Origin of the sequence: Pseudomonas sp. PS01298 (assembly GCF_029959745.1) — a bacterium.
Classification (GTDB): Bacteria; Pseudomonadota; Gammaproteobacteria; order Pseudomonadales; family Pseudomonadaceae; genus Aquipseudomonas; species Aquipseudomonas aylmerensis.
The window spans coordinates 58084-83740 of record NZ_JASCPP010000016.1; the positions used below are offsets into that span (position 1 = coordinate 58084).

At 62.0% G+C, this 25657-nt stretch carries 20 protein-coding genes and 4 tRNA genes; 12 read left to right on the forward strand and 12 right to left on the reverse strand.

What is annotated here, in order from left to right:
• Positions 1-28: 28 nt before the first annotated feature.
• Complete coding sequence (locus QMX97_RS09060; protein ID WP_065901486.1) at positions 29-1090, forward strand: AI-2E family transporter; 1062 nt, start codon at positions 29-31, stop codon at positions 1088-1090.
• Between the two features lie 31 nt (positions 1091-1121).
• Here QMX97_RS09060 and QMX97_RS09065 read toward each other — a convergent pair whose 3' ends face one another.
• Positions 1122-2156, reverse strand: coding sequence for a HAMP domain-containing sensor histidine kinase (locus QMX97_RS09065; RefSeq protein WP_065901483.1), 1035 nt, complete (start codon positions 2154-2156; stop codon positions 1122-1124).
• Positions 2156-2920, reverse strand: a complete 765-nt coding sequence (locus tag QMX97_RS09070) for a response regulator (protein WP_120450674.1) — start codon at positions 2918-2920, stop codon at positions 2156-2158. The genes QMX97_RS09065 and QMX97_RS09070 overlap by 1 nt, the downstream gene beginning before the upstream one ends.
• Positions 2921-3179: 259 nt before the next feature.
• On the opposite strand from QMX97_RS09070, the gene pyrF reads away from it, so the two are divergent.
• Positions 3180-3878: an orotidine-5'-phosphate decarboxylase gene (gene pyrF, locus QMX97_RS09075; protein ID WP_065901481.1), complete on the forward strand. Its 699-nt coding sequence runs from the start codon at positions 3180-3182 to the stop codon at positions 3876-3878.
• Between the two features lie 103 nt (positions 3879-3981).
• Here the strand turns inward: pyrF and QMX97_RS09080 are convergent, their stop codons facing one another.
• Positions 3982-4989 carry an NADP-dependent oxidoreductase gene (locus QMX97_RS09080; RefSeq protein WP_282396761.1) on the reverse strand — a complete coding sequence of 336 codons (1008 nt, stop codon included), beginning with the start codon at positions 4987-4989 and terminating at the stop codon, positions 3982-3984.
• Positions 4990-5217: 228 nt separating this feature from the next.
• Between QMX97_RS09080 and QMX97_RS09085 the strand changes: the two genes are divergently transcribed.
• The 3 genes from QMX97_RS09085 (at position 5218) to QMX97_RS09095 (ending at position 9676) form a co-directional block, all read left to right on the forward strand.
• A complete protein-coding gene (locus tag QMX97_RS09085) occupies positions 5218-5979 on the forward strand; it encodes an SDR family oxidoreductase (RefSeq protein ID WP_065901475.1) in 762 nt (253 codons plus the stop codon).
• Between the two features lie 204 nt (positions 5980-6183).
• Complete coding sequence (locus QMX97_RS09090) at positions 6184-7593, forward strand: PLP-dependent aminotransferase family protein (protein WP_282396753.1); 1410 nt, start codon at positions 6184-6186, stop codon at positions 7591-7593.
• 115 nt (positions 7594-7708) lie between these two features.
• The gene (locus QMX97_RS09095) at positions 7709-9676 is read left to right on the forward strand and encodes a methyl-accepting chemotaxis protein (protein WP_282396754.1); all 1968 of its coding nucleotides are present in this window, start codon (positions 7709-7711) and stop codon (positions 9674-9676) included.
• 34 nt (positions 9677-9710) lie between these two features.
• Here the strand turns inward: QMX97_RS09095 and QMX97_RS09100 are convergent, their stop codons facing one another.
• The gene (locus QMX97_RS09100) at positions 9711-10523 is read right to left on the reverse strand and encodes an alpha/beta fold hydrolase (RefSeq protein WP_282396755.1); all 813 of its coding nucleotides are present in this window, start codon (positions 10521-10523) and stop codon (positions 9711-9713) included.
• Positions 10524-10797: 274 nt separating this feature from the next.
• On the reverse strand, positions 10798-11568 hold the full coding sequence (locus QMX97_RS09105; RefSeq protein ID WP_065901461.1) for a hypothetical protein: 771 nt from the start codon (positions 11566-11568) through the stop codon (positions 10798-10800).
• Positions 11569-11927: 359 nt separating this feature from the next.
• Here QMX97_RS09105 and QMX97_RS09110 point away from each other — a divergent pair.
• The 4 genes from QMX97_RS09110 to QMX97_RS09125 all read left to right on the forward strand — a co-directional run bounded on the left by QMX97_RS09110 (position 11928) and on the right by QMX97_RS09125 (position 12342).
• Positions 11928-12003, forward strand: a tRNA-Glu gene (locus QMX97_RS09110).
• 4 nt (positions 12004-12007) lie between these two features.
• Positions 12008-12083 (forward strand) — tRNA-Gly (locus QMX97_RS09115).
• Positions 12084-12187: 104 nt separating this feature from the next.
• Positions 12188-12263, forward strand: a tRNA-Glu gene (locus QMX97_RS09120).
• A gap of 3 nt (positions 12264-12266) precedes the next feature.
• A tRNA-Gly gene (locus QMX97_RS09125) sits at positions 12267-12342 on the forward strand.
• 53 nt (positions 12343-12395) lie between these two features.
• On the opposite strand, the gene QMX97_RS09130 is transcribed toward QMX97_RS09125, so the two are convergent.
• Positions 12396-13877 (reverse strand): PLP-dependent aminotransferase family protein, encoded by a 1482-nt coding sequence (locus QMX97_RS09130; RefSeq protein ID WP_282396756.1) that lies wholly within the window; start codon positions 13875-13877, stop codon positions 12396-12398.
• Between the two features lie 77 nt (positions 13878-13954).
• Here QMX97_RS09130 and QMX97_RS09135 point away from each other — a divergent pair, with 77 nt between their 5' ends.
• Positions 13955-15616, forward strand: coding sequence for a M24 family metallopeptidase (locus QMX97_RS09135; protein ID WP_282396757.1), 1662 nt, complete (start codon positions 13955-13957; stop codon positions 15614-15616).
• 31 nt (positions 15617-15647) lie between these two features.
• Here QMX97_RS09135 and QMX97_RS09140 read toward each other — a convergent pair whose 3' ends face one another.
• The 6 genes from QMX97_RS09140 to QMX97_RS09165 all read right to left on the reverse strand — a co-directional run bounded on the left by QMX97_RS09140 (position 15648) and on the right by QMX97_RS09165 (position 22995).
• Positions 15648-17387 carry a dipeptidase gene (locus tag QMX97_RS09140; protein ID WP_282396758.1) on the reverse strand — a complete coding sequence of 580 codons (1740 nt, stop codon included), beginning with the start codon at positions 17385-17387 and terminating at the stop codon, positions 15648-15650.
• A gap of 227 nt (positions 17388-17614) precedes the next feature.
• A complete protein-coding gene (locus QMX97_RS09145) occupies positions 17615-18832 on the reverse strand; it encodes a phospholipase D-like domain-containing protein (protein WP_282396759.1) in 1218 nt (405 codons plus the stop codon).
• Positions 18833-18884: 52 nt separating this feature from the next.
• The gene (locus QMX97_RS09150; protein ID WP_065901446.1) at positions 18885-19532 is read right to left on the reverse strand and encodes a MotA/TolQ/ExbB proton channel family protein; all 648 of its coding nucleotides are present in this window, start codon (positions 19530-19532) and stop codon (positions 18885-18887) included.
• 17 nt (positions 19533-19549) lie between these two features.
• The gene (locus QMX97_RS09155) at positions 19550-21832 is read right to left on the reverse strand and encodes a TonB-dependent receptor (RefSeq protein ID WP_065901443.1); all 2283 of its coding nucleotides are present in this window, start codon (positions 21830-21832) and stop codon (positions 19550-19552) included.
• Positions 21833-21856: 24 nt separating this feature from the next.
• The gene (locus QMX97_RS09160) at positions 21857-22585 is read right to left on the reverse strand and encodes an energy transducer TonB (RefSeq protein WP_065901440.1); all 729 of its coding nucleotides are present in this window, start codon (positions 22583-22585) and stop codon (positions 21857-21859) included.
• A 2-nt stretch (positions 22586-22587) separates the two neighbouring features.
• The gene (locus tag QMX97_RS09165) at positions 22588-22995 is read right to left on the reverse strand and encodes a biopolymer transporter ExbD (protein ID WP_005786670.1); all 408 of its coding nucleotides are present in this window, start codon (positions 22993-22995) and stop codon (positions 22588-22590) included.
• Between the two features lie 190 nt (positions 22996-23185).
• Between QMX97_RS09165 and QMX97_RS09170 the strand changes: the two genes are divergently transcribed.
• Together QMX97_RS09170 and QMX97_RS09175 are read left to right on the forward strand one after the other, a co-directional pair.
• On the forward strand, positions 23186-23740 hold the full coding sequence (locus QMX97_RS09170; protein WP_282396760.1) for a GNAT family protein: 555 nt from the start codon (positions 23186-23188) through the stop codon (positions 23738-23740).
• A complete protein-coding gene (locus tag QMX97_RS09175; RefSeq protein WP_282396762.1) occupies positions 23737-25311 on the forward strand; it encodes an alkaline phosphatase D family protein in 1575 nt (524 codons plus the stop codon). The genes QMX97_RS09170 and QMX97_RS09175 overlap by 4 nt, the downstream gene beginning before the upstream one ends.
• Positions 25312-25657 lie beyond the last annotated feature (346 nt).

A 25657-nucleotide genomic window follows, 5' to 3' on the forward strand; every position in this document is an offset into this window, starting at 1 on the left:
TCCTACAGCCTTTTTCTAGAGATACCCCATGCTCAATAACGATCGCCTGCTGGTGCAAATCCTGCTGCTGGTGCTGTTCGGTGCCAGCTTCTGGGTAATGGCGCCGTTCTGGTCGGCGCTGTTCTGGGGCGCGGTGCTGGCGTTTGCCAGTTGGCCGGTGATGCGCTTGCTCACACGCGCGCTGGGCGGCCGTGAATCCCTGGCGGCCGGGATCCTGACCCTGGTCTGGATGCTGCTGGTGGCGGTACCGCTGGTGTGGCTGGGCTTCAACCTGGCCGATCATGTGCGTGATGCGGTGGCGTTGATCAAGGATATTCAGGTCGACGGCTTGCCCGAAGCCCCCGCGTGGCTGGGCTCGATCCCGGTGGTTGGCGAGCGGCTGGTGGCGATGTGGGACAGCATCGACCAGCAGGGCGCGGCGCTGATGGTCAGCATCAAGCCGTACCTGGGGCAGGTCGGTAACTGGTTGCTGGCGCGCAGTGCGCAGATCGGCGGCGGCATCCTCGAACTGACCCTGAGCCTGGTGTTCGTGTTCTTCTTCTACCGTGACGGGCCGCGCCTGGCCGTATTCGTACACCGTCTGCTGGAGCGGTTGATCGGCGAGCGTGCCGGTTACTACATCGAACTGGTGGCCGGCACGGTACAACGGGTGGTCAACGGAGTGATCGGTACGGCGGCTGCCCAGGCCTTGCTGGCGCTGATCGGCTTCCTGATCGCCGGTGTCCCGGGCGCGCTGGTGCTGGGCATCGTCACCTTCCTGCTCAGCCTGATCCCGATGGGCCCGCCGCTGGTGTGGATCCCGGCCACGGCCTGGCTGGCGTGGAAGGGCGACTACACCTACGCGGTGTTCCTGGGGGTGTGGGGCACGTTCATCATCAGCGGCGTGGACAACGTGCTCAAGCCTTACCTGATCAGCCGTGGCGGCAACCTGCCGCTGGTGATCGTGCTGCTCGGGGTGTTTGGCGGGTTGATTGCCTTTGGCTTTATCGGCCTGTTCATCGGCCCGACCTTGCTGGCGGTAGCGTACAGCCTGCTGATGGATTGGAGTGCAACCCAGGCGCAAGGGCGGCGCGAAGACACCCGTTCATAACCCGCAGGAGCCGGCAAGCCGGCGCCTGCGTTCAGGCGCGGGGCAGCCACATCACGGCGGTCAAGCCGCCGCCCGGGGTCTCTTCCAGGGTCAGGCTGCCGCCCAGGCGCTCGGCGGCTTCCTTGGAAATCGTCATGCCCAGGCCGACGCCGCCGGAATTGCGATTGCGTGAACCTTCCAGCCGATAGAACGGTTCGAACACGGCCTCACGCTTGTCGGCGGCAATGCCCGGACCATGGTCGATCACGCGGATGACCAGCGCATCGCGGCTGTCCGACAACTCGACGCGCGCCGTGCCGGCATAGCGCAGGGCATTGTCGATCAGGTTGTTGAGGCACGAACGCAAGGCCATCGGTTGCACCTGCAAGGGCGCGCAGGTGCCGGCAAATTGCACATCGGAGCCCTGATCCTGGGCGTTCTCGCTCAACGACTCCACCAGCGCCTGCACATCCAGCCAATGCCGGGTTTCGCTGGTGCGTTGTTCGTGCAGGTAGCTCAGCGTTGCGTCGAGCATGCCGATCATGTCATTCAGGTCCTGGCGCATCTGCCCTTGCAGCTTGACGTCGTCGATCTGCTCCAGGCGCAGCTTGAGCCGCGACAGCGGGGTGCGCAGGTCGTGGGAAACGGCACCGAGCATGCGTGCGCGTTGGCTGACCTGCTCGCGGATGCGTCGCTGCATCAGGTTGAAAGTCGATGCTGCCTGCTTGGCCTCTCGCGGGCCCAGTTCGTCGAGGGGCGGGCTGTCGAGGTCCAGGCTCAGGCGTTCGGCGGCTTCACTCAGGCGCTGGATCGGCCGGCTCAGCAACTTGGCGCCATACCAGGCGGCGATGATCAGCGAGATGAACTGGAACGTCAGTGGCACTGCCGGGCCGTTGAACCAGGAGCGCTTATGCTTGGGCAACAGCTTCATCGTGCCGTCCGGCTGCTCGACGAAAGTGCCCTGCGGCGGTGGCGGCGGTGGACCGTAATGGTGAAACCAGAAGAACCCCAGCAGGTGGGCCAGCACAATTGCCACCAGCAACACGCCGAACAGCCGCCCGAACAGCGTGTTGAAGGGGGCCCGCATCAGCCGATATCCCGGGCGTCGAACAGGTAGCCTTCGCCACGCACGGTCTTGATCAGTTGTGGGGCCTTCGGGTCATCCCCGAGTTTTTGCCGCAGGCGCGACACCAGCAGATCGATGCTGCGATCAAAGGCTTCGATCGAACGGCCACGGGCGGCATCCAGCAATTGCTCACGGCTCAATACCCGACGCGGGCGCTCGATAAACACCCACAGCAGGCGGAATTCGGCATTGGACAGCGGCACGACCAGGCCATCGTCAGCCACCAGTTGACGCAACACACTGTTGAGCCGCCAGTTATCGAAGCGAATATTCGCGCGCTGCTCGGTGCGGTCATCCCGCACTCGGCGCAGGATGGTCTGGATGCGCGCCACCAACTCGCGCGGCTCGAACGGCTTGGACATATAGTCGTCGGCCCCCAGTTCCAGGCCGATAATGCGGTCGGTGGGCTCGCAGCGGGCGGTGAGCATCAGGATCGGGATGTCCGATTCGCCGCGCAACCAGCGGCACAGCGACAGCCCATCCTCGCCCGGCAGCATCAGGTCGAGCACCACCACATCAAAGGTTTCGGCTTGCATGGCCTGGCGCATCGCTGCACCGTCGGTGACGCCGGTCGCGAGAATATTGAAGCGCGCGAGGTAGTCGATCAGCAGTTCGCGGATCGGCACATCGTCGTCAACGATCAGCGCGCGGGTGTTCCAGCGCTTGTCATCGGCGATCGCCGCGCCTTTTTGCTCGTCATTTACAGGGACGGAAGGGGTATGCATAGTGCGATCATCTGCCTGGTTGTTGCGGTCAGCATAGGCGCCCAGCCCCATGGCTGGAAGTGCTGGTCGGTGGGTCGTGCGGGCGAGGCTAGCCCTGGGGCGTGTTGGGCGCATGTCGTGAATGTATCAATTTTGAAATAATTCCCGGAAATGCCCGACTGACGGCGGTTGGTCAGTATTTACCGATCATCGGATCCCGCAACGGCGCCGCTTGCGCTACAATCCGCGCCGATTTCGACTTGCCTGAGAGCCCATTCCAATGTCCGCCTGCCAGACTCCTATCATCGTCGCCCTGGATTACCCCACTCGTGACGCCGCACTGAAGCTGGCTGACCAGTTGGACCCCACGCTTTGCCGGGTCAAGGTCGGCAAGGAACTGTTCACCAGTTGCGCCGCGGAAATCGTCGGCACCCTGCGTGACAAAGGCTTCGAGGTGTTCCTCGACCTGAAATTCCACGACATCCCCAACACCACCGCCATGGCGGTCAAGGCCGCCGCCGAGATGGGCGTGTGGATGGTCAATGTGCACTGCTCCGGCGGCCTGCGCATGATGAGTGCCTGCCGGGAAGTGCTGGAGCAGCGCAGCGGCCCGAAGCCCTTGCTGATCGGCGTGACCGTGCTTACCAGCATGGAGCGCGAAGACCTGGCCGGCATCGGCCTGGATATCGAGCCTCAGGAGCAGGTCCTGCGCCTGGCCGCCCTGGCGCAGAAAGCCGGCCTCGATGGCCTGGTGTGCTCGGCACTGGAAGCCCAGGCCCTGAAAGCTGCGCATCCGTCGCTGCAACTGGTGACCCCAGGCATTCGCCCGGCCGGCAGCGCCCAAGATGACCAGCGCCGCATCCTCACGCCACGCCAGGCACTGGATGCAGGTTCCGACTATCTGGTGATCGGTCGTCCGATCAGCCAGGCGGCTGACCCGGCCAAGGCGCTGGCGGCGGTGGTTGCCGAGATCATGTAAGCGCTGACCGCAGCGCCTCGGTGTCGCTCAAACACCGAGGCGCCTGCGTCACGGGCAAGCCCGGCTCCCATATAACAGTGGCGACCGGACTGCCTGTGGTATGTCAGCTGACCTTGAGCACCAACTTCCCAAAGTTCTCGCCGTTGAACAGCTTCATCAACGTTTCCGGGAACGTCTCCAGCCCTTCCACGATATCTTCCTTGCTCTTGAGCTTGCCCTGCGCCATCCAGCCGCCCATTTCCTGGCCGGCAGCGGCGAAGTTGGCGGCGTGGTCCATCACCACGAAACCTTCCATGCGCGCGCGATTGACCAGCAGTGACAGATAGTTGGCCGGACCCTTCACGGCTTCCTTGTTGTTGTATTGGCTGATGGCACCGCAGATCACCACGCGAGCCTTCAGTGCCAGGCGGCTGAGCACGGCGTCGAGAATGTCACCGCCGACGTTATCGAAATACACATCGACCCCTTTGGGGCACTCGCGCTTGAGGGCAGCAGGCACGTCTTCGCTTTTGTAGTCGATGGCGGCGTCGAAGCCCAGTTCATCGACGAGGAACTTGCACTTGTCGGCGCCGCCGGCAATGCCGACCACGCGGCAGCCTTTGATCTTGGCGATCTGCCCGGCAATGCTGCCCACCGCGCCGGCGGCGCCGGAGATCACCACGGTCTCACCGGCCTTGGGCGCCCCGGTGTCGAGCAGGGCGAAGTAGGCGGTCATGCCCGTCATGCCCAAGGCCGACAGGTAGCGCGGCAGCGGGGCAAGCGTCGGGTCGACCTTATAGAACCCGCGCGGCTCGCCGAGGAAGTAATCCTGCACCCCCAGTGCGCCATTCACGTAATCGCCTATGGCAAATTTCGGGTTGTTGGAGGCAATCACCTTGCCCACGCCCAGCGCGCGCATGACTTCACCAATGCCCACCGGCGGAATATAGGACTTGCCTTCATTCATCCAGCCACGCATGGCCGGGTCGAGGGACAGGTATTCATTGCGTACCAGCACTTGCCCGTCCTGGGGCGTGCCAACCGGCACTTCCTGGTAGGTGAAGGTATCCCGGGTGGCTGCGCCGACCGGGCGCTTGGCGAGCAGGAATTGACGGTTGGTCTGGGCGGTCATGGCAGCGACTCTTCTGGAAATGAACCTCAAGTGATAGACCTTGAAGGCGCGCGGGGCAAGGTTGACCGAGGGCGCGAATGCCCGCCGATAGGCCTTGCTGATAGTCATGCAGTGGGCCTTATCACTGCGATTCATGCAGCCCCAACCGGCCTTCTGATAGTGCTGACGCGCCCAGCGCGGCGTTGGCTAGACTCGACCCACGGCTATTTTTCCCACAGGACATCCCCCATGAGCATGACGTTTTCCGGCCAGGTCGCCCTGGTCACTGGCGCCGCCGCCGGTATTGGCCGCGCCACCGCACTGGCCTTCGCTGGCGAAGGCTTGAAAGTGGTGGTCGCCGACCTGGATGTGGCCGGCGGTGAAGGCACCGTCGCATTGATCCAGCAGGCCGGAGGTGAGGCGCTGTTCGTGCGTTGCAATGTCACCCTTGAGGCGGACGTGCAACAACTGATGGCGCAGACCGTTGCTGCTTATGGCCGCCTGGATTACGCCTTCAATAATGCCGGGATCGAGATCGAGAAGGGCAAGTTGGCAGACGGCAGCCTGGATGAGTTCGACGCCATCATGGGTGTCAACGTCAAGGGGGTGTGGCTGTGCATGAAACACCAGCTACCGCTGCTGCTGGCCCAGGGCGGCGGTGCGATCGTCAACACGGCGTCTGTGGCGGGGTTGGGGGCCGCGCCGAAAATGAGCATTTACGCCGCCTCCAAGCATGCCGTGATCGGCCTGACCAAATCGGCGGCCATCGAGTACGCGAAGAAGAAAATCCGCGTCAATGCCGTCTGCCCGGCGGTGATCGACACCGATATGTTCCGGCGAGCCTATGAAGCCGACCCGCGCAAAGCCGAATTTGCCGCGGCCATGCACCCGGTCGGGCGCATCGGCAAGGTCGAGGAAATTGCCAGTGCGGTGCTCTACCTCTGTAGCGATGGCGCTGCATTCACCACTGGCCAGGCACTGGCCGTGGACGGTGGCGCAACCGCAATCTAGGACCTCGCGCGGCGCCCCAATCGAAAAGGGATTGGGGGGCTGTGGGGTATTTCCAGAGCTGGCAAAGTGCCGCGCCCGAATGTGTATCACCAGGTAAATAACCTAATAAAATCAATAATTTAATAAATCTTAGCAGCCGGTCATGACGGCCTTCTGTGCTTAACTCTTTGGGGTTGAATAACAGACAGTTGAAGTGAGTGGCTCATGGATTTAGGGATCGATCGACAAGCCCTTGTACCGGTGGTGCAGCAAATCGTCAGCGCCGTGGCGGAGTGGATTCGCAGGGACGGGGTAAGCCCCGGCACGCGCCTGCCGTCCGTGCGGCAGTTGGCCCTCGATAACCTGCTCAGCCAGTCCAGCGTGATCGAGGCATTCGAACGGATGGTCGCCCAGGGCGTGTTGGCTGCCAGGCCGGGCTCAGGCTTTGTGGTGGCCCCGCCGACCGCGCTGACCGAGGGGCACTGGTATGAAGGCGCGGAACGGGAGTGGGGCGCCTTTGCCGATAATCCGCTGGGAGAGCTGAAGCTCGGCTGTGGCTGGTTGCCGGATGCCTGGCGCGAAAGCGATGACATCAGTTACGCGATTCGCGAAGTCACCCGTACCGACACGGGCGGCCTGTTCAACTACAGCACGCCCCTGGGCCTGGCAACGCTGCGCGAGCAACTGCTCAAGCGCCTGTCCCGCATGCATATTGTCACCAGTCTCGACCGTATCCTTACCACTGGCGGCGCCAGCCACGCCCAGGACCTGCTTATTCGCACGTTGCTCAGGCCCGGTGACAGTGTGGTGGTTGAAACCCCTGGTTACGGCAACCTGTATCGGCAACTGGCGTTTCACGGTGTGCGGTTGCTGGAAGTGCCGCGTACCCGCGCAGGCCCGGACATCCCGGCGCTGGAAGCCCTGTTGCAGCGCCATCGGCCCAGGTGCCTGTTCATCCACAGCCTGTACCACAACCCCACCGGCACCAGCCTGAACCGCGAAGTGGCCGAGCGTCTGCTGGAGTTGGCGGGCAGCAAAGACTTCCTGATCATCGAAGAAGATGTCTACGGCGACTTGCAGCACGCCAGTTGCACGCGACTTTCGGCGCTGCCCCATGATGATCGGGTGATCTATGTGGCGAGTTTTTCCAAGTGCTTGAGCAGTGCCTTGAGAGTCGGCTACCTCAGTGCCAGTACGACGCTCATCGAGCAACTGGCCAGCCTCAAGACCCTGACCGGTTTCGGCACCTCGCGATTTGCCGAGGCGGTGGTGGCCACGCTGCTGGCCAATGGCACGTACCGCAAATGGGTGCAGCGCTTGCGCAAGCGGTTGAGTATTGAGATGGCCGCGACCCTGCAAGTCCTGGAGGATGAGGAGTGGGAGGTGTTCGCGGTGCCGGCCGGCGGCATGTTCGTGTGGGCGCGGCCAGGCGGCGATCGTTCGCGGTTGCAGGCCTGCGCGCGGCGGCTCGGGGTGTTGCTGGCGCCTGGCGCGTTGTTCAATCCGGGTGGTGAACCCAGTGATTGGCTGCGCATCAACGTGGCCTACGCGGCTGACCAGCGTGCCCAGGCGTTTTTCCGGGCCTTGGGGCCTGCCAGATCGACCTCGACCATTCTGAAAACGACGAGCAAGTAGCTTTTTGCCATTATTCAGGCGCCAACGTCTTGTGCTCAGTGCCTTGGGGTTGCCAATCTCGCTTCTGGTCAACCGGGCTTGATGGCATCTGCCATTGCGAGAGGATGCAAGTGCAATGATTTCGGGCGTGCAACGACGTTTCGCCAACCTCGGTATGGCGAAAAAGCTGGGCTTGGGGTTCACCTTGGTACTGCTGCTGACGGCCGTGGTCGCGGCCATTGGCGTGTGGTCCCTGCAGACCGTTGGGCAACGCTTCGAAGGCCTCACGGCGATGTCATCGCTCAACAGCGGGTTGCTCAAGGTGCGCCTGATCGAACAGGACTACGCGCTGCACGCCGACCCCAAGGCGGTCGATGCCCTGCACGCCAGTGTCGACGCCTTGGCCGCCCAGGCGGCGAGCCTCAAGGCGCAGTCCGCCGCGAATGGGCCGGTGATGGGCGATGTTGAACAGGCCCTGGCCGCCTACCGCAAGGCCTTCGATGAATTCGTCGAACTGACCCAGACCAAGGACCTGGCGCTGGAAATGGCCAGTTGGTCGGTGTCCAGCGTGGCCAATAACCTCGACGTGTTGCAGGCCGGGCTGGCGGACGACGGCGCGTATGGCTTGAAGGAAAGCCAGGGCAAGGAGGGCGCCGAATTCATTGAGCAGGCCGGGCAGGTCAGCCAGGTCTCGCGCCTGATGCTGCAGGCGATGAACGAAGCCCATGTGCGCCTGGACCAGAGCCGCAAGGTGGATGCGGACGACGCCGAACAAGGCAAGATCGAGCAGGCCGACCAGGCCCTGGCCCAGGTCGAACAACTGAAAACCTCGGTCAAGGACCCCGGTTATCAAACGGTGCTCAACGAGGTCTCCGGGCACATTGCCGCGTTCAGCGAGAAACTCGCTGAATACACCGGCCTGTTGGCTCAGGAAAAAGGCGTCTACAAGCAGCTGCGCGATCGCGCCGAGCAAGTGGTCAGCCGCGTCAACCAGGCGTATGACGCCGAAGACCAGTCGATGCAGGCGCAGCTGAAGAAAAGCGCGCTGCTGATCATTGGCTCGTCGGCCCTGGCCCTGCTGGTGGGCTTGATTGCGGCCTGGGTGATTACCCGCCTGATCGTTGCGCCGCTGCGCAGTGTGATTGCCGTGGCCCAGCAGATTGCCGCCGGCGATCTGAGCGGGCGCATGGAGGTCACTCGCCGTGATGAAATCGGCCAGCTGATGCAGGCGATGCAGCAGATGGGCAATGGCCTGAGCCAGATGGTCAGCGGCCTGCAGGCGGGTATCGAGCAACTCGCCAGCTCGGCGCATTCGCTCTCCAGCGTCACCGAGCAGACCAATGTCGAGGTCAGCAGCCAGAAGGAAGAAACCGAGCAGGTGGCCACGGCCATGAACCAGATGACCGCCACCGTGCATGACGTGGCGCGCAATGCCGAAGAGGCCGCGCAAGCCGCGAAGACCGCGGACGACAAGGTCGACTGTGGCCAGCAGGTGGTGCGCCAGAGTCTGCAGCGCATCGAGCTGCTCGCCACCTCCAGTACCCACGCCAGTGCCAGCATCGAGAGCCTGAGTGCCGAGATCCAGAACATCGGCACGGTGTTGGGTGTGATCAAGAGCGTCGCCGAGCAGACCAACTTACTGGCCCTCAACGCGGCTATCGAAGCCGCCCGTGCGGGTGAGCAGGGGCGTGGGTTCGCCGTGGTGGCCGATGAGGTGCGGGCGTTGGCCAAGCGCACCCAGCAATCCACCGAAGAAATCGAACGGCTGGTCAGCACCTTGCGCAACGCGGCGCAGTCATCGGTGCAGCAGATCCAGCAAAGTGGCGAGCTGGTGAAACTGGCCGTCAGCGACGCGCTGGAAACCGAAAGTGCGCTGGGCAGCATCGCGGTGGCGGTGTCACTGATCCAGCAGATGAACCAGCAGATTGCTGCCGCCGCCGAGGAGCAAAGCTCGGTGGCCGAAGAGATCAACCGCAGTGTCACCAGCATTCGTGCCAGTGCCGATCAATCGGCATTGAGCATGCAGGGCAACGCTGCGTCGAGTATCCAACTGGCGCAGCTGGGTGCGGAGCTCAAGGGGATGGTCGGGCATTTCCGGCTTTGATCGCCGTCTGGTTACCGCGATCAAAACGCCGGAGTCAGGTGTGGCTGGCCAGGAAAGTCAGCAACGCGCCATTCACGAACTCCGGATTTTCGCGGCTGGAAATATGCCCGGCACCTGGAATCAGCACCAGTGGGCAGCCAATCGACTCGGCCATCTCCCGAGCCTCGGCCGGAGGTCGCGGCTGGTCTTCTTCCCCACACATCACCAGCGTTGTAGCGGGGCTGAGCTTGTGCAACTGATCGAGGATATCGCTGCGACCAAAGGTGACGCGGCCCAGTGGCACGATGCTGTCACGCAGCTGCTCTGCGGAGAAGCCTGTCAGAGTGTGGCGGAAACCCTTGTACAAGGTCGATTCACGATCGATTCCCGGCCGAAAGAAAATCGGCGCGACGATATCCAGCAAATGCTCCGGGAAGTGGCCTGCGTCTTCGATCATCTTCAATAGCGAGAAGTAGTAGTCGCGGGTTGCCTGAGGTTCTGCGCCCAGATACGTGTCCATCAGCACCAGGCTATTGATCCGGCCGGGCTCCTTCAACGCCAGGCGTGCCCCCCACATGCCGCCGACCGAAAGGCCGACCAGATTGACCTTGTCGATCTGCAGGTGATCCAGCAGACGCAGTGCCTGGTCGGCCAGGTCGTCCAGGGACTCAGTGGTCTCGGGCATTTGGCCTGATTGGCCATGGCCCCATAGATCAGGGGCGATCACTCGATAATATTTCGCCAGGGCGTTGATCTGCGGCGCCCACATGTCGCTGTTCCACAGGTAACTGGAACCCAGCAGTACGACCGGGCCGGTGCCTTGGTCGACGTAGTGCAGCGGTTGTCCATCGATAACGGCGACAGGCATAGCGGGCCTCTGACTTTACGGAGTTAGGGGCACGTTTTTACCCTAGTCGGGGGCGGGGGGATAGATGCACATTGATGGCATTTTGTGGCAAGCCGCGTGTTGTGGGGGAGGGTTTGATGGGGTGGGTGTGTAGGAGGGTTTGTTGGGGGAGTGGGGTTGTTGTGGATGAGGGTTGTTGAGGTGAATGGAGATGTTGTGGATGAGGGGTGTTGAGGTGAATGGAGATGTTGTGGATGAGGGGCTGTTGTGGCGAGCGGGCCCGCAGGACGGCCACTCAGTCGTAGATGACTTTCTTTTTCCACTCGGCGTCGGCGTCGACCACTTTGAGGCCTTCGGTCAGCTCGTTGACTTCATCTTCGGCCGGCTTGCTGTTGGTCAGCACTGTCGAGTTGGCCTTGGCCAGTTGCGCTTCCAGCTGTTGCAGCTGCGCGCTGTAGATCACCGGTTCCGGCTGTTTGCGCAAGTACTGCACGCCACGCTCGAACGCCAGGCGGGCCTGGCCCGGTTGGCCTTGTTGCAGGGCATGCTGGCCAAGGTTGTTGAAAAATTCGATGTGCAGCAGCACCAGGATATGGCGAATTTCCTTGATCCAGTGCTTGGCTTCGTTGGTCGGCAGGAAGCCGTCCTGGGCGGCGCGGGTGACTTGGCCGTGCAGGGCTTCGAGCAGGAAACGCACGTCCTTGGCCTTGGCTTCGGTCTGGATCGGGGCGGGCGGGTTGGCCACCGGGATCGACTCGCCCTGGGCCACCAATGCATTCAACTCGGTGATCCGGGCCTTGATGGGTGCACTGGTCTTGTTGAGATTCAACAGGCGCTGGTTGACGTTGAGTTCCAGGCGGGTCAGCAATAATTTGAGCGCCGGCGTCATCAACTGGCCGGGGAAGGTCTCGGTGATTTCACCGCAACGGCGCAGGCGATCATTGAGCTCGATCTCGGTGCGCTTCTTTTCCAGCTTGTTGTTTTCCACCACGTGGTTCATGTAGCCAATGGCGATCAGTATTACGATCCCGGCTATTACCAGCAGGGTGATCATGAGTGGTGTCACCGGTGTGACCTCTTTATAGGGTTTGCTGTGGAGTGTAGAGACTGAGGCATCCGCCGGATAGGACTGAGCGACCAGTTGCCCGGGTAGTTTCTTCTATATAGGTAAGGCGTTCCCTGCATGGATGCACATTGCCATCATTTGCTGGAGCGAACTATAGCGCCTTGTGGTGCGCCAGAATATAGGCGTCAAAGCCCTAACGGGCAGAATGCCCGCCGGGGCCCGCAAAGCAGGGCGAAGTCATTGATTTAAATAAATTTATCCTTGGGGGTTGACGACCTTTCAATCCATCCATAGAATGCGCGCCACTTACAGCGTAAAGCACACAGCGAAACGCGGTAGGGAGTGAATGTTGTACGTGTGTCCCCTTCGTCTAGTGGCCTAGGACACCGCCCTTTCACGGCGGTAACAGGGGTTCGAGTCCCCTAGGGGACGCCAATATGCGGGAATAGCTCAGTTGGTAGAGCACGACCTTGCCAAGGTCGGGGTCGCGAGTTCGAGTCTCGTTTCCCGCTCCAAATTTAAGCAGTGTTGCTCTCGGGCGGCACTGAGTGAAACCAGGGCATAATCTTCGGATTTAATCTCTGGACACTGAAATACACACCATGTGTTTCAGTTGTGTGTCCCCTTCGTCTAGTGGCCTAGGACACCGCCCTTTCACGGCGGTAACAGGGGTTCGAGTCCCCTAGGGGACGCCATTTGCGGGAATAGCTCAGTTGGTAGAGCACGACCTTGCCAAGGTCGGGGTCGCGAGTTCGAGTCTCGTTTCCCGCTCCATATTCAATGAAAACGCCGATCAGCAATGATCGGCGTTTTTGTTTGTGCGCGTTTTATCGCAAGTTCGCCGCGTGGGCCAAACGCACTGTAGCCTCGCGGATTTCTGCCTGATTGAGTGCTGCAAAGCCCAGGCGCAGTGCATTTTCCGGCTGGTCCAGCGGCGAAAACTGTCGGCCACTGCGTACGACCAGCCCGTGGTCCAGCGCCGCGCCGACCATCTGCTCGACGTTGATTTCATCGTCGAAGCGTACCCACAGCGCCAGGCCACCTTCCGGCTCCCGTACCTTGATTCGATCACCGAACGCCTCATGCAGGCAGCTCTGCAAGGTTTCGCGGCGGACGCGGTATTCCTTCGACACCCGGCGCAAATGCTTCTTCAGCTCCCCATCATTGATCAGGTCGGCGAGCATTTTCTGCGCGACCGCATCGGCATCCCCCATCATCAGCGCGGCATTGCTGTGCAGGGCTTGGATCACATCCGTGGGCGCCACCACATAACTGCAGCGAAACGTCGACCCAAGGGCTTTGGATAACGAGCCGACATAGATCACATGGCGCTGCGAGCGGTCACTGGCGAGGGGCAGGTAGGGCCGCCCGTTGAAGTGGTATTCGTGGTCGTAGTCTTCTTCGATGATGCAGAAATCATGCAGTGCCGCCAACGCCAACAGCTGCTGGCGTCGCGCCGCGTGCAGGCTCACGGTGGTGGGGAACTGGTGGTGTGGGGTGAGATAGATCATCCGCACCTTGTGTTCGCGGCAGAGGCGGTCGATCTGGTCCGTGCGACAGCCTTCTTCGTCCATCTCCACGGTGACCAGTTGCGCGCCGAGTTTGCGGAAAATCTCCCACGCGGGTGGGTAACTCAGGCGTTCCACCAGCACCACGTCTCCGGGTTTGAGCAGCAGGCTCGCGGTCAGGTACAGCGACACCTGGGTGCCTTGGGTGAGGCAGATATTCTCGGCGCTGACCGTCAATCCGCGGTTGTTGCGCAGCATCTCGGCCAGGGCGCAGCGCAAATGGTAGCCCGTGCCCTCGCTGCCGTAGCGCACGGTGTTGGAGCTGAAGCTGTTGCGCAATGCATTGCGGTAGTAGCGATGCAGGACGGCCTGGGGCAGCAAGCGGTGATCGCTGGTGCCGTTATCGAAAAACAGCGCGCCATGCCGATGCTGCAGTGCCGTCACTTGGGCGTTCTGGGCGAAATACGGGGCGACCGCCTGCGCGAGGATGGGCGGAGCGAATGAATGTCGCGCGCGACTCGGCAACTGCTTGGGCGTCAGCTGCGCGTTGACGAAGGTCCCACGGCGTGGCTCGCTGACGAGCCAGCCTTTGGTCAACGCTTCTTCGTAGGCGAGGATCACGGTCTTGCGGTTGACGTCGAGCAACTGCGCCATTTCCCGCGTGCCCGGCAGCAATGTGCCGGGCGGCAATCGCCCTTCAACGATCGCGGTCACCAGGCCTTCGGCAATTTTGCGGTAGGACGCCTGGCCGTCACCCTCGTCCAGCTTGAGTAGCGGACGCCATTTACGCATCTGGACCATCTGAAGTATCCAAAACTGGAGGTTTTAATGGGCCTAGTCTAGCGCAACAATCAAGCCTCACTTACCCCGAGGTTGTTATGAATACACGTCATGTCATCGAACTGTCCCCCTCGGGGAAAACCTTTGAGGCCGGTGATGAGCTGTTGCTGGATGCGATGCTCGCCCACGGCCTGTCCGTGCCATTTTCCTGCCGCCGCGGTGCTTGTGGGTCGTGCAAGGTGGTGGTCGCAGAAGGTCAGTACCGGGCCAAACAGCTCGCGCCGGATGCGCCGGCGCCGTGCTATCCGCTGGCAGCCAATGAGATGTTGTTGTGCCAGAGCCACGCCTGCGGCGACATGCGCCTGGAAATTCCCGGCTGGTCGCTGGACTCGCCCGCGTTGGTCGTCGAGGCAACCGTGGTGAGCAAACGCGCACTCAGCCCCGACATCATCGAGTTGGTGGTGATGCCGGATACGCCCCTGGCGGTGCGGGCGGGCCAGTACCTCAAGATCCAACTGGTCGACGGCGACTCGCGTTGTTTCTCGATCGCCAACCTGCCGGCCGAAGACGAGGGGCGGCTGGTCTTCCAGATTCGGCAGGTCAGCGGCGGGCTGTTTTCCGAAACCCTGCTGGGCTGCCTGGAAACCGGCGATCTGTTGCAACTGGAAGGGCCGTTTGGTGCCTGTACCTGGCAGGACCATGACGATGCGCCCGTAGTCTTGTTCGCCACGGGCACCGGCTACGCTGGCATCAAGCCGATCCTGCTGAGCGCCTTGAAACGCGATGTCGAGGTGACGTTGTACTGGGGCGGTGCGCAGCCGGCCGATTTTTATGACCACGTGTTCCTGGACGCGGCGGTGATCGAGCACCCGCGTTTTCACTGGCATCCGGTGCTGGCCTCGCAGGGCCGGGTGCAGGAAGTGGCGCTGAGCCATGGGCATCACTGGGAAGTGGCCCACGTGTACGCGTGCGGTAGCGGCGCAATGATCAGCCAGGTGCGTACCGAGTGCCTGGAAGCGGGCCTGCCTGGCCATCGGTTTGTCGCGGAAGCTTTTGTGCCCAGCGGCCGGTCGAGTGCGGGCACGGCATCGAAGCCGCTGCATCCTGTGTGGGAAAAAGTTGGTCCGCGCTACTCCCTGGACGGCATGCTGGCGGCGCGCGACCAGTCCATACGCGCCCTGGCGGCAATTGCCAGCCGCCTGCAGGTGGGCATGACCACCGGCGAAGCCCTTGATATGGCCGCCGAACAACTGCAGGCCATGGGCGCGTCTCACACTTGGCATCCGACATATATTCGTTTCGGCGACGATACCGTTCGCCCACCCCGCGAAGGTATTGATCGTCAACGCAGGCTACGCGCCACCGATATTGTCGTGGTCGACCTCGGCCCGGTGTGGGACGGCTACGAGGGCGACTATGGCGATACCTTTGTGTTCGGTGACTCGCCGTTGCACCTGGCATGCAGGACGGCCCTGCACGAAGTGTTCGATGCGACCCGCGACGCCTGGCTACGGGGCCTCACCGGTCGCGAACTGTATGACTTTGCCGAGCAGAGTGCGGTGTCAAAAGGCTGGAGGTTGGCGCGCAATCTCGCGGGGCATCGCCTCGCGGATTTCCCCCACGCGTTGTTCGAGTGCAAGGACCTGGCGGACCTGGAAATCCCGCCGAGTGAAATGGCCTGGGTGCTGGAGATCCAGCTGTGCCATCCCACGGAGCCGGTCGGTGGTTTTTTCGAGGATATGTTGATGCTGCAAGCCTGAAGAGCCCGCCATTGCGGCGGGCTCCTTTGGATCAGAGCTTCGGCAGCTGGCCGATACGGCTCATCATTTCGGTGACGATCTGCAGGTCCAGCAGGAACTGGTCGACGGTCTTGAACTCGTTGTCGGTGTGCCCGGTGTACTTCACTTCCGGGCGCGCCAGGCCGAATTGCACGCCATTGGGCAGTTCGTGTACCGATGTCGCGCCGGCCGAGGTGCCGAACTTGTGCTCCATGCCCAGGTTTTCGCTGGCGACGGCCAACAAAGCCTTGACCCATTCACCTTCCGGGTTGCGGTACATCGGTTCGGCCACCGAGTAGGTGAAGTCCACCTTGACCTTGGATTGCTTGTCCCAGGCATTCAGCTTGTCGGCAATCTCGGCCTTGAGTTTCTCCGGCGACTTGCCCTTCGGCACGCGCAGGTTCACCGCCAGCTTGAAGGCTTTGTCATCCAGGCCGACAAAGGTCAGCGAGGTGGTCAACGGGCCCATGAAATCATCGGAGAAGCCCACGCCCAATTTGCCGCCGAGGTAATCCAGGCCCCAGTTGTCGGACGCATAACGCGCCGCGTCGGTGATGTGGTTGTGCTTGAGGGCAATCTTGCCGTCGACGCTGTGGATCAGCTCCAGCATGCGCGCGACCGGGTTGACCCCGGACTCGGGTTCGGAGGAGTGAGCGGACACGCCGGTGACGGTCAGCTTGACGTTTTTGCCGTCGACCTTGGCGGCCACTGCAAAATCACCGCCGTTGCGCTTGGCGTATTCGGTCCCGGCTTTTTGCAGGCTGGCGGCCAGCTCGGCCGGTTTGTCGCTGACGAAGGTCGCGACCGAGGCCGAAGGGATCTGGTTGGTCGCCATGCCGCCGGTCATAGAGATGATTTCCGCGCCTTTGCCTTCACCCTTGCGACGCGGGAAGGTGGCCATGACCGTGCCGTAGCCTTTCTCGGCAATCACCACCGGGTAGCCGCCGTCCAGCGCCAGGTTGTACTGCGGCGTCGGGTTGTGCTCGAAGTAATAGGGGATCGCGTCGCCGGAGGTTTCTTCGGTGGTGTCCACCAGCAGCTTGAAATTGCGCGCCAGCGGCAGCTTTTCTTCCTTGATGACCTTCATGGCGTACAGGGCCACCACGATGCCGTTCTTGTCATCCTCGGTGCCACGGCCGTACATGCGATCGCCGATCAGCGTGACCTTGAACGGATCTAGCTTGGTGCCATCCTTGAGCACCCAGTTCTCTGGCGTCACCGGCACCACATCGGCGTGGGCGTGGATACCGACCACTTCATCACCGCTGCCTTCGAGGGAAATCTCGTAGACGCGATTGTCGATGTTGCGGAAGTTCAGGTTGAAGTCTTTCGCCAGGGCCTGGATCTTGCCGGCGATCTTGATGAATTCCGGGTTCTTGTACTGCGGCACACCGTCGACGTTGAAGGTCGGGATTTCCACCAGCTCACGCAGGGTTTCGGTGGCGGCCTTGCCGTACTTCACGCGAGTGTAGATACCGAGCAGGCGATTGATTTCGTTCTGCTGGTCGGCGCTCAGGGTTTTGTTATCCAGGAAGGTACTGATTGCCGGGCCGACGTCGCTGGTTTTACCCAGCTCGCCCTTGGCCAGTGCGCCGAGGAAACCACGGAAATCGGTGACGGACGTTTCGTTGAAACTCTTGAGAATCGCCGTGCTTTGGTCGGGTGTGATGTTGGCGAAGGCAGGTGTGGCGATGGCCGAAAGGCTTGCCGCGAACACGGTGGCAGCCGCTAGTTGCTTGAGTGGAAAGTGCATTGAGAGACGCATTCCTTTGCAGGTAGTGAGTAGGAAGTTTCTGATCGATATGTCAGAAACATTTCCACACACTACCACCTCTTTTTTCCACGGGCGAGGTTCTACGCAAAGGGTCCCGCAGGAGCCGGCTTGCCGACGATGCTCGCCGACGATGACGCGCATTGCCAGGCGGATCACAGTGCCGGGACTATTTTCGTCGGCAAGCCAGCGCCTGCAGGTGGCCCGAGTCACGGCTGGCCAGGGTGGGGCTCGGGGTACGCCTCGGTTACGTTCAACGCCTTGGCGTAGGGCCCATCCCACAATTGCTCATGGAGTTGCCCGACACGCTTGGCCATCGCTTCGCTGCGCATCACTACTTCCAGGTTGCGCGAATTATCCAGATACCCACCCAGCCAGTTGCTGGTGCCGATCCAGGCGACCTCGCCGTCGATCTCCATGGTCTTGCTGTGGATCACCCGCGCATAAGGGATAAACCCTTGCCTGGCTTGCGGCAGGGTGACGATCTTGACCTGGACGTTGGGCAGGACCGCCAGGCTTTTCAGGTAGGGCAGTTCCAGTTTGTCGGTGTTCCAGTTGGACACCATCAGCTTGACTGACACCCCACGCGCCGCCGCTGCGCGCACGGCATTGTCGATCACCGCGTAGTAAGGGCGGGTTTTATCCGGCCCGTAGGACAGCGGCGCATAGTCGAGCAGTTGCACGCGCACCTCTTTTTTGGCTTCACCGAGCAGGCGCGGCAACTCCAGTTGTGAATCGCCGACACCCGGCGGGTTGTAGCGCTGCGGGCTGGCGACCAGATAGTTGCCAGTGCGCGCAGGGGGTTCGCTGGCTGCGGGCAGGGGCACCGGGGTGTGCTCGGTCAGCGCTGCCTGGGCGCGCCAATCCTGTTCGAAGATCGCCTGGACCTGGCTCACCACGGTGGCGTCGCTGATGCGCAGGCCGGTTTCGTGGATATGTTCCAGGGAGCGCCAGTCGAAGTTCTGGCTGCCGACAAATGCCTGCTTGCCATCCACCACCATGTATTTGGCGTGGATGATCCCGCCGCTCAGTTGCCCATAGGGCAGCACACGGAAGGTCAGGTTGGGGATCGCACGCAAACGTTCCAGCGTGGAAGCTTCTGACAACTTGATGCCTTTTTCTTCCAGCAAGAAGCGAATCTTCACACCGCGTTTGCCGGCGGCCTCAAGGTGTTCGATCACCGTGTCCATCACCGAGCCAGGATGGTCGGCGGCATAGAACTGGCCGATATCGATGCGGCTTTTGGCACCATCGAACAACGCGATCCACACCGGCCCCGGCTGGCGCAAATCGTCGGTGCCCAGCGTGGTATCCACCGGCACGGTGTGCACCAGTTCAAACCCCGGAATCGAAAAGTCCGCCTGAACCAGCGGACTCATGAGCAAGCCGGCCAGGCCTGCGATACGCAATTTCAAGGAGGCAGACATAGGGACCTCTATCAACGAAGAAAGCGGGCGCATTGCGCGCCCGCTGTAACCATCACGCCGTGCGGCTGTGCAACGGTGTCGGCACCAGGTGCGGCACTTCACTCTGTACCCGGGCGCCGGTGGCAGCGCGGATCAGCAGGATTTTCAGCTGGTCGTTGATGCGCTCCAGGCTGTCCTGGAAGAAGTTGTGGAACACCACGCAGAACAGCGCGATGGCGATCCCCAGGCCAGTGGCGAACAGCGCCGTGCCGATGCCACCGGAAATCTGCCCTGGGTCGGACACCCCGGCACTCGCCAGCGCCTTGAAGGTGTCGATGATGCCGAGGATGGTACCCAGCAAGCCCAACAGCGGCGCGGCCGTGGTGATGGTCTCGATGATCCACAGGCTGCGGGCCAGTGGCGCGCGAGTGGTCAGGTACTGGGTTTCGATCACGTCATCGAGGTCCTTGCGTGAACCGTGCGAGGCTTTCTGTGCCAGCACCGGCAACACCATGCTCAAGGGCAGGCTGTCACGTTGGGTCAAGCCCTGCGGCAAGTCGCGTTCGCTGTGTACGTTGGCGTCCAGCACCGCCGTGAGCGCGCGAGCCTGGCGACGCACGTAGGCGAAGTAGATACCGCGCTCGATGGTGATGAAGATGGCGATGGCCATCGCGGCATACATCACATAGAAGGTGATGTCGTGGAGCAGGTTCATGTCCATGTTCGCTTACCTCGCAATTAGAAATTGGCTTCCAGGGAAACCGTCACAGTGCGTTCCAGGCCGACGATGTACGCCGGGTCGCCGTCGCGGAAACCGCCGTAGGTCGCGGCGTTGGTCTTGGTGGTGTACACGCCGTCCAGGTATTTCTTGTCGAACAGGTTGTCGACGTTCAGGCGCAGGGTGGCGTCCTTGACCACTTTCTTGTCCACCGGCAGGTAGATACCCGCGCCGGCGTTGAACACGGTGCGCCCGGAAATGGCTTCATCGTTGGTCAGGTCGCCGTAGAGCTTGCTCGTGTACTTGCCGCCGAAGGTGCCGTAGAAGCGACCGTCGTCATAACCGATGTTGGCCGCCAGCATGTTCTTCGGCACGTTGGCAAATTGCTTGCCGCTGGTGGGCAGCACGATGGCTTTGCCGGCGTTGTACACGGTCAGGTCGTCTTGCTGCTCGGCCTTGGTGTAGGTGTAGGAGGTGTAGTAGTTGAAGTGGTTGGGCAGCAGGCCGCTCCACTCCAGCTCCAGGCCGCTGTTGTTGACCGCGCCCGCGTTGATGTCGGCGAAGTCGCCGTTGATGTCTTTGGACGAGACCTGGCGATCCTTGAACTGCATGTAGAACAAGGTCGCCGCCACGGTCATGTCGTCACCGGTGAAGCGCCAGCCCAACTCGTGGTTCCAGCTGGTTTCCGGCTTGGAGTTAATCGAGTCCAGGCCCTTGTCGTACAGCACATAGTTCTGCGGGATCCGCATGTTGCGCGACAGGCTGTAGAACAACTGGTCGCGCTCATCCAGCTGGTACTTGAGGCCGACGTTGGGCAGCAGTTTGTTGTAGGTCTGGTTACGTTTTTCCGCCTGTTCGGTGAGGCTGCCGTGGTTGGTGCCGTCACGCTTGACGTTCATGTAGGCGAGGCCTGCCACCAGAGTCCAGTCCGGGTCGATGTACCAGGTGTCCTGGGCCCAGACCTTCTGGGCGGGGGTGATGGTGAAGCGGTCGCGACCCTGGATGGTGTTGCCATTGGCATCGACCACGGCGTCGTTGGAGTCGGGCCAGGTGTCGACCGGTTTGCCGCTGGACTTGAGCGGAATGAACGGTTGGGTCTGGCTCTGGCGCGCGCGTTCGTACCAGTAGCCAAATTGCACGCTGTGATCACCCAGGTCCCAGTTCAGTTTGGTGGTGATCCCCGGACGCCAGGTTTGCGTGCGTGAAGGACGGTAGTACACGCCGCTGTTCGGCGTGCCATCGGCGTTGTACTGCGCGCCGGTAGGCAAGTTGCCCAGGTCGAACACGCCGCCCTGGTTCGAGCCGCTGTTCAGCGCATAGCTGGACGAGCCGACGCCACTGCCGTTGCCCCAGTAGTAATACGGAATCACTGACAGCGCGAGGTTGTCAGCCAGTTTGAGCTGGGTGTTGAGCACGGCGGTGAAGGTCTGGAACGGGTTCTGCGCCAGCGCGTAATAGCTGTTGTACTTGCCATTGGCACCCACGGTCGGCGTTGCCGGGTAGGGGTCGTACTTGCGGCCGTTCTGTTGGAACTGCGCCTTGGTCAGCTGGCTGTAACTGTTGTTGTCCTGTTCGTGGTACTTGAGGATCAGGTTGGCGGTGTTGCCGTCGCCCGCATCGAAGAAGCTGTTCCACTCGACCTTGTCCGCCCGCACTGCACCCGAGCCGCGCCACATCTGGCCTTCGGTGTGGGACGCCGACAGCCAGTTGCTGAGGCCGTTGACTTCACCGGTGTTCAGCCGCGCGAAGGTCTTGCGGGTGGCGTTGCTGCCCATCACCTGTTTGACGAACGCGCCGGTTTCCTTGGTCGGGCGAATCGTCACGATGCCGATGTTGCCGCCGCTGGAGCCGATGTGCGGGCCGTCGGCTTCCGAGGAGCCCTGGGTGACGAAGATCTGGTCGATGTTTTCCGGGTCGCCCAGCAGGTTGGAGTACAGCGCGTAGTTGCCCGAGTCGTTGATCGGCATGCCGTCCACCGACATCCCCACCTGGTCGGAGTTGAGCCCGCGCATGGTGAAGCGAAAGCCCGACAGGCCGGTGTTGTCTTCGCTGGAAATGTTCAGGCCCGGGGTGTACTTGAGCTTGTCGATGGCGTTGCCGGTGGCGGTCTGTTTATCCAGCGCCTCCTTGGTCACCGTGGAGCGGCCCTTGATGCTTTCTTCCTGCACCATGTAGCCGCCACCCGCAGTGGCCTTGCCCTGGACGCCGATGGTGCCGACGTCGCTGTTGCCGGTGTCGGCCATGGCCATGCCCTGGCCCATGCTTGCGGCAACAAGTGCCAGATGAATACGTGTGAACCTCATCACTGTCGTCCTGGTGTCGGGTGCTTATTGCACGCTGTAGTTGAAGGTGGCGGTGAAGCGCTGCTCATTGCGCCCCCCGAAGGCTTGCTCGGGGAACGGCTTGACTTGCTTGATGCGACGCAAGCTGTTGGTGGCGGCCCGGTTGAGCAACATGCTCGAGGCCTGGGTTTGCAGGCCGGAGTCCAGAACGCGACCCTGGCGGTCTACCAGCAGCCAGACCACGACTTCGCCGGTCGGGCGTTCGAGGGAAGCCTGGCGTCCGGTGGGGTACTGTTTGTAGGTGTCCAACTCGTTGCGCAAACCCTTGAGATAGCCGCCTTCGAGTGCCTGGCCGTCGACTTTCGGCGGGGCCGGTGGTGCCGGCGTTGGCGCGGCCTGGGCCGCCACGGCGGGGGCCGGTTTGGCGGCCACCGGCGGCGGTGTCGGCACGGGCGATGGCTTGGCCACCACGGGCTTGGGCTGAGGTTTCGGCTTGGGCTTGGGCTCAGGTTTTGGCAACGGCTTGGGCGGCGGTGGCGGCGGGGCCGGCTCGGCCTCTTCATCCTCGATCACCGGCGGCGGTGGCTCTTGTTCCACCACCGGCTCCGGGGTCACTGGCGGCTCGGGCTCGACCAACGCCAGCTCGACCGCCGACTCGTCGTACACCGGTTCGACCTTCAACGTCTGGGACTGGATTCCCAGTGCAATCAGCACCAGGGCGATCAGGGCCGGGACACTGCCCAGCAGCTGTCGCGCACGAAACAGGACGTACATGATCAAGACTTGCGCGTGGCGATGGACACGGAGGTAAAGCCACCCAGACGCAGGGTGTCCATCACCTCCACCAGGCGCGAAACTTCCACGCCCTTGTCGCTGTTGACGATGATCGTCGACTTGGTGTCAGGCTTTTCGGCCGCCTTCAAGGCCGGCACCAGCGCATCGACGGTGAGGTCCTTGCCATCCAGTTGCAGCTGGCCTTCCAGGCCCAGGGTCAGGATGAATTTGTTCTGCGGCTTGAGCTGCTGCGAACTGCTGGCGCTGGGCAGTTGGGTCTTCATGCCGAGGGCCGGAATCACGTTCAGGCTCACGAGTACGAAAAACACCAACAGGAACATCATCACGTCGATCATCGGGATCAGCTCGATGTGCGCCTTGCGTTTTTTCGGTTCGTCCCAGGTTCTCATTCCGCTACCCCGTCATTGAATTAGGGGCGACACGCTAACAACCAAAAATGACCGAATGGTTAACTTTAATTGACGTTTTGAGGGCTCTAGGACGCGTCTTACAGGGTATTCACAAGTCATTTTTGTGACGTAACAGAATTGAAACGAAGCGCGGCCATTCTCAAAAACTTTACATCGAGGCCCCTCGGAAATGAGCAGCGACTTGCCCCATCTGTCCACCCCGCGACTGTTATTGCGCGCCCTGGAAAAAACCCAGGCCGAGACGTTGTGCGCCCTCGCCAACGGTCCGAAGATCGCCGATAACACCGCCAGCATTCCATCGCCCTACACCCTGGAAATCGCGCTGGATTTCATTGACGGCATGCAGGCGAAATATCGCTCGACGGGGTTGCTGAGCCTGGGGATGCACCGGCGTGACAATGGCGAGCTGATCGGTATCGTCAGCCTGCGCATCAATGCTGCTCATTGCTACGGGCATCTGGGCGGTTGGGTCGCGGCGGATGCGCGTAACCAGGGGTACGCGGCCGAGGCGGCGACAGCATTGATGGACTACGGCTTTGTCGAACTTGGCCTGCATCGCGTGGGCAGCCAGTGCTTCAGTCGCAACAAGGAATCGGCGCGGGTCATGGAGAAAATCGGCCTGCAATATGAAGGCTGCATGCGCGGCGCGTTCCTCAAGAACGGCGTGCATGAAGACCTGCTGGTGTTCGCCACGGTGCGTGAGGTGTGGGAGTACCGGGTGTGAGCGGCGGCGTCGACCACGGCCGGCGCCGGGTACTCGCCGGGCTGGCGGTGGCCACCACGTTTTCGATCCTCAGTCCGTTCGCGCGCAGTGCCGGGGTCGACTATCCGTTTACCCTGGGCGTGGCGTCGGGCGACCCGTTGCCGGATGGCTTTGTGATCTGGACGCGCCTGGCGCCGCTGTTCAATGCAGTGGATGGCCGGGGTGGGTTGAACCGTGCGGTGGCGGTGCGTTGGCGGGTCGCCAGCGATGCGGCGATGACCCGCATCGTGCAACAGGGCGAGGTCATGGCCAGCGAGCGGTTGGCCCATTCGGTGCACGTGGAAGTCGCCGGGCTGGAAGCGGGCCGGCCGTATTGGTATCAGTTCGAAGGCCTCGGCGCGCAGAGCCCAGTGGGGCAGTCACGTACGGCGCCCGCCGTGCAGGCGATGGCGTCGGCGCGGCTGGGATTTGTCTCGTGCTCGCATTGGGAGCGCGGCTATTTCAGTGCCTACCGTCACCTCGCGGCAGAGCAGCCCGACCTGGTGTTTTTCCTCGGTGACTATATCTACGACAGCTCCTACGCGGCGGACTCGGGCAAAATCATTCGCGCCCACGGCAGCGGCAATGCGGTGAGCCTGGGCGATTACCGCAACCGTTATGCCTTGTACAAGACCGATCCGGACCTGCAGGCCTTGCATGCCGCCGCACCCAGCGTGGCGACCTGGGACGACCACGAAGTGCAGAACGACTATGCCAATCGCTGGTCCCAGGATCCCAAGATCCCGGTGGCGCAATTTCTCCAGCAGCGCGCGGCGGCTTACCAGGCGTTCTATGAACATATGCCGTTGCGTGTGAGCAGCGTGCCCAAAGGCCCGGATATGCGCATCTATCGGCGCCTAGACTACGGCCGACTGGCGCGTTTCCACGTGCTCGACGGCCGTCAGTATCGCTCCGAACAACCGTGCATTCCGGCCAACGGCAGCCACCAGGGGCATATCGCCGCCAACACCTGCGCCGACCTGCGCAACCCCGCGCGGACTATGCTCGGCTGGCAGCAGGAGGCCTGGCTGGACCAGGGTTTTGCGCAGTCGCAGGCGCAGTGGAATGTGATCGCCCAGGACTTGCTGGTGGCGCCACTGACCCAGCGCGACCCGACCAGCCAGGCACTTGGGCGCTGGACCGATGGCTGGGATGGCTACATGGCCAACCGTTCGCGGATGCTCGCATCGATCCAGCGCCACCGCGTCAACAACCCGGTGTTCTGGGGCGGTGATATCCATTCGTTCTGGGCCACGGACTTGCACGTCGATGGCAATGATCTGGACTCACCGATCGTGGCCACCGAATTCGTCGGCTCATCGGTGACGTCCGATGGCCCGCCCTATAATGCGTTTTCCCAACTGTTGCCACTCAACCCGCACGTGAAGTTTTTCGACAGTCGCCAGCGCGGGTACGTGTCGGTGCAGTTGGAGGCGCGGCAGATGCTGACGAAGTTTCGCGCGATCAGTGACCCGCGCGATCCACAGGCTGGCGTGTCGACTCTCAAGTCGTTTGTGACGGAGCCGGGCAGGGCGGGGGTGATGACAGCTTGAGGCATCGCCTGGAGACGGACGATAGGGTTTGATGTGGCAAGCACGATGCTGTGGCAATCAGGTTTGTCATGTTGAGCAGGCTGTTGTGGTGATCAGGCTTGTGTGGTTGAGCAGGCTTATTGTGGTGAGCAGGCTTGTCCTGCGTTGGGCTGCGCAGCAGCCCCCAAACCTGACTGGAGTTTTTCCAGACAAACCGCGGCGGCCTTATTGGGGCTGCTGTGAACTGGTCAAGTAATCTTGGACACCGATTAAGGTTTCACGCCACCAGCTTCTCCCTGGCGACTGGTGACCGATAGTCGTTGTAGCTATGCGGCCTGGTGATGTTGTAGCGCGATACATAGCGCTG

Bases quoted from the DNA above. Each gene is read 5' to 3' on its own strand.
- QMX97_RS09060 (WP_065901486.1), top strand. From the start codon at position 29: ATGCTCAATAACGATCGCCTGCTGGTGCAAATCCTGCTGCTGGTGCTG.
- QMX97_RS09065 (WP_065901483.1), bottom strand. From the start codon at position 2,156: ATGCGGGCCCCCTTCAACACGCTGTTCGGGCGGCTGTTCGGCGTGTTG.
- QMX97_RS09070 (WP_120450674.1), bottom strand. From the start codon at position 2,920: ATGCATACCCCTTCCGTCCCTGTAAATGACGAGCAAAAAGGCGCGGCG.
- pyrF (WP_065901481.1), top strand. From the start codon at position 3,180: ATGTCCGCCTGCCAGACTCCTATCATCGTCGCCCTGGATTACCCCACT.
- QMX97_RS09080 (WP_282396761.1), bottom strand. From the start codon at position 4,989: ATGACCGCCCAGACCAACCGTCAATTCCTGCTCGCCAAGCGCCCGGTC.
- QMX97_RS09085 (WP_065901475.1), top strand. From the start codon at position 5,218: ATGAGCATGACGTTTTCCGGCCAGGTCGCCCTGGTCACTGGCGCCGCC.
- QMX97_RS09090 (WP_282396753.1), top strand. From the start codon at position 6,184: ATGGATTTAGGGATCGATCGACAAGCCCTTGTACCGGTGGTGCAGCAA.
- QMX97_RS09095 (WP_282396754.1), top strand. From the start codon at position 7,709: ATGATTTCGGGCGTGCAACGACGTTTCGCCAACCTCGGTATGGCGAAA.
- QMX97_RS09100 (WP_282396755.1), bottom strand. From the start codon at position 10,523: ATGCCTGTCGCCGTTATCGATGGACAACCGCTGCACTACGTCGACCAA.
- QMX97_RS09130 (WP_282396756.1), bottom strand. From the start codon at position 13,877: ATGGTCCAGATGCGTAAATGGCGTCCGCTACTCAAGCTGGACGAGGGT.
- QMX97_RS09135 (WP_282396757.1), top strand. From the start codon at position 13,955: ATGAATACACGTCATGTCATCGAACTGTCCCCCTCGGGGAAAACCTTT.
- QMX97_RS09140 (WP_282396758.1), bottom strand. From the start codon at position 17,387: ATGCACTTTCCACTCAAGCAACTAGCGGCTGCCACCGTGTTCGCGGCA.
- QMX97_RS09145 (WP_282396759.1), bottom strand. From the start codon at position 18,832: ATGTCTGCCTCCTTGAAATTGCGTATCGCAGGCCTGGCCGGCTTGCTC.
- QMX97_RS09150 (WP_065901446.1), bottom strand. From the start codon at position 19,532: ATGGACATGAACCTGCTCCACGACATCACCTTCTATGTGATGTATGCC.
- QMX97_RS09155 (WP_065901443.1), bottom strand. From the start codon at position 21,832: ATGAGGTTCACACGTATTCATCTGGCACTTGTTGCCGCAAGCATGGGC.
- QMX97_RS09160 (WP_065901440.1), bottom strand. From the start codon at position 22,585: ATGTACGTCCTGTTTCGTGCGCGACAGCTGCTGGGCAGTGTCCCGGCC.
- QMX97_RS09165 (WP_005786670.1), bottom strand. From the start codon at position 22,995: ATGAGAACCTGGGACGAACCGAAAAAACGCAAGGCGCACATCGAGCTG.
- QMX97_RS09170 (WP_282396760.1), top strand. From the start codon at position 23,186: ATGAGCAGCGACTTGCCCCATCTGTCCACCCCGCGACTGTTATTGCGC.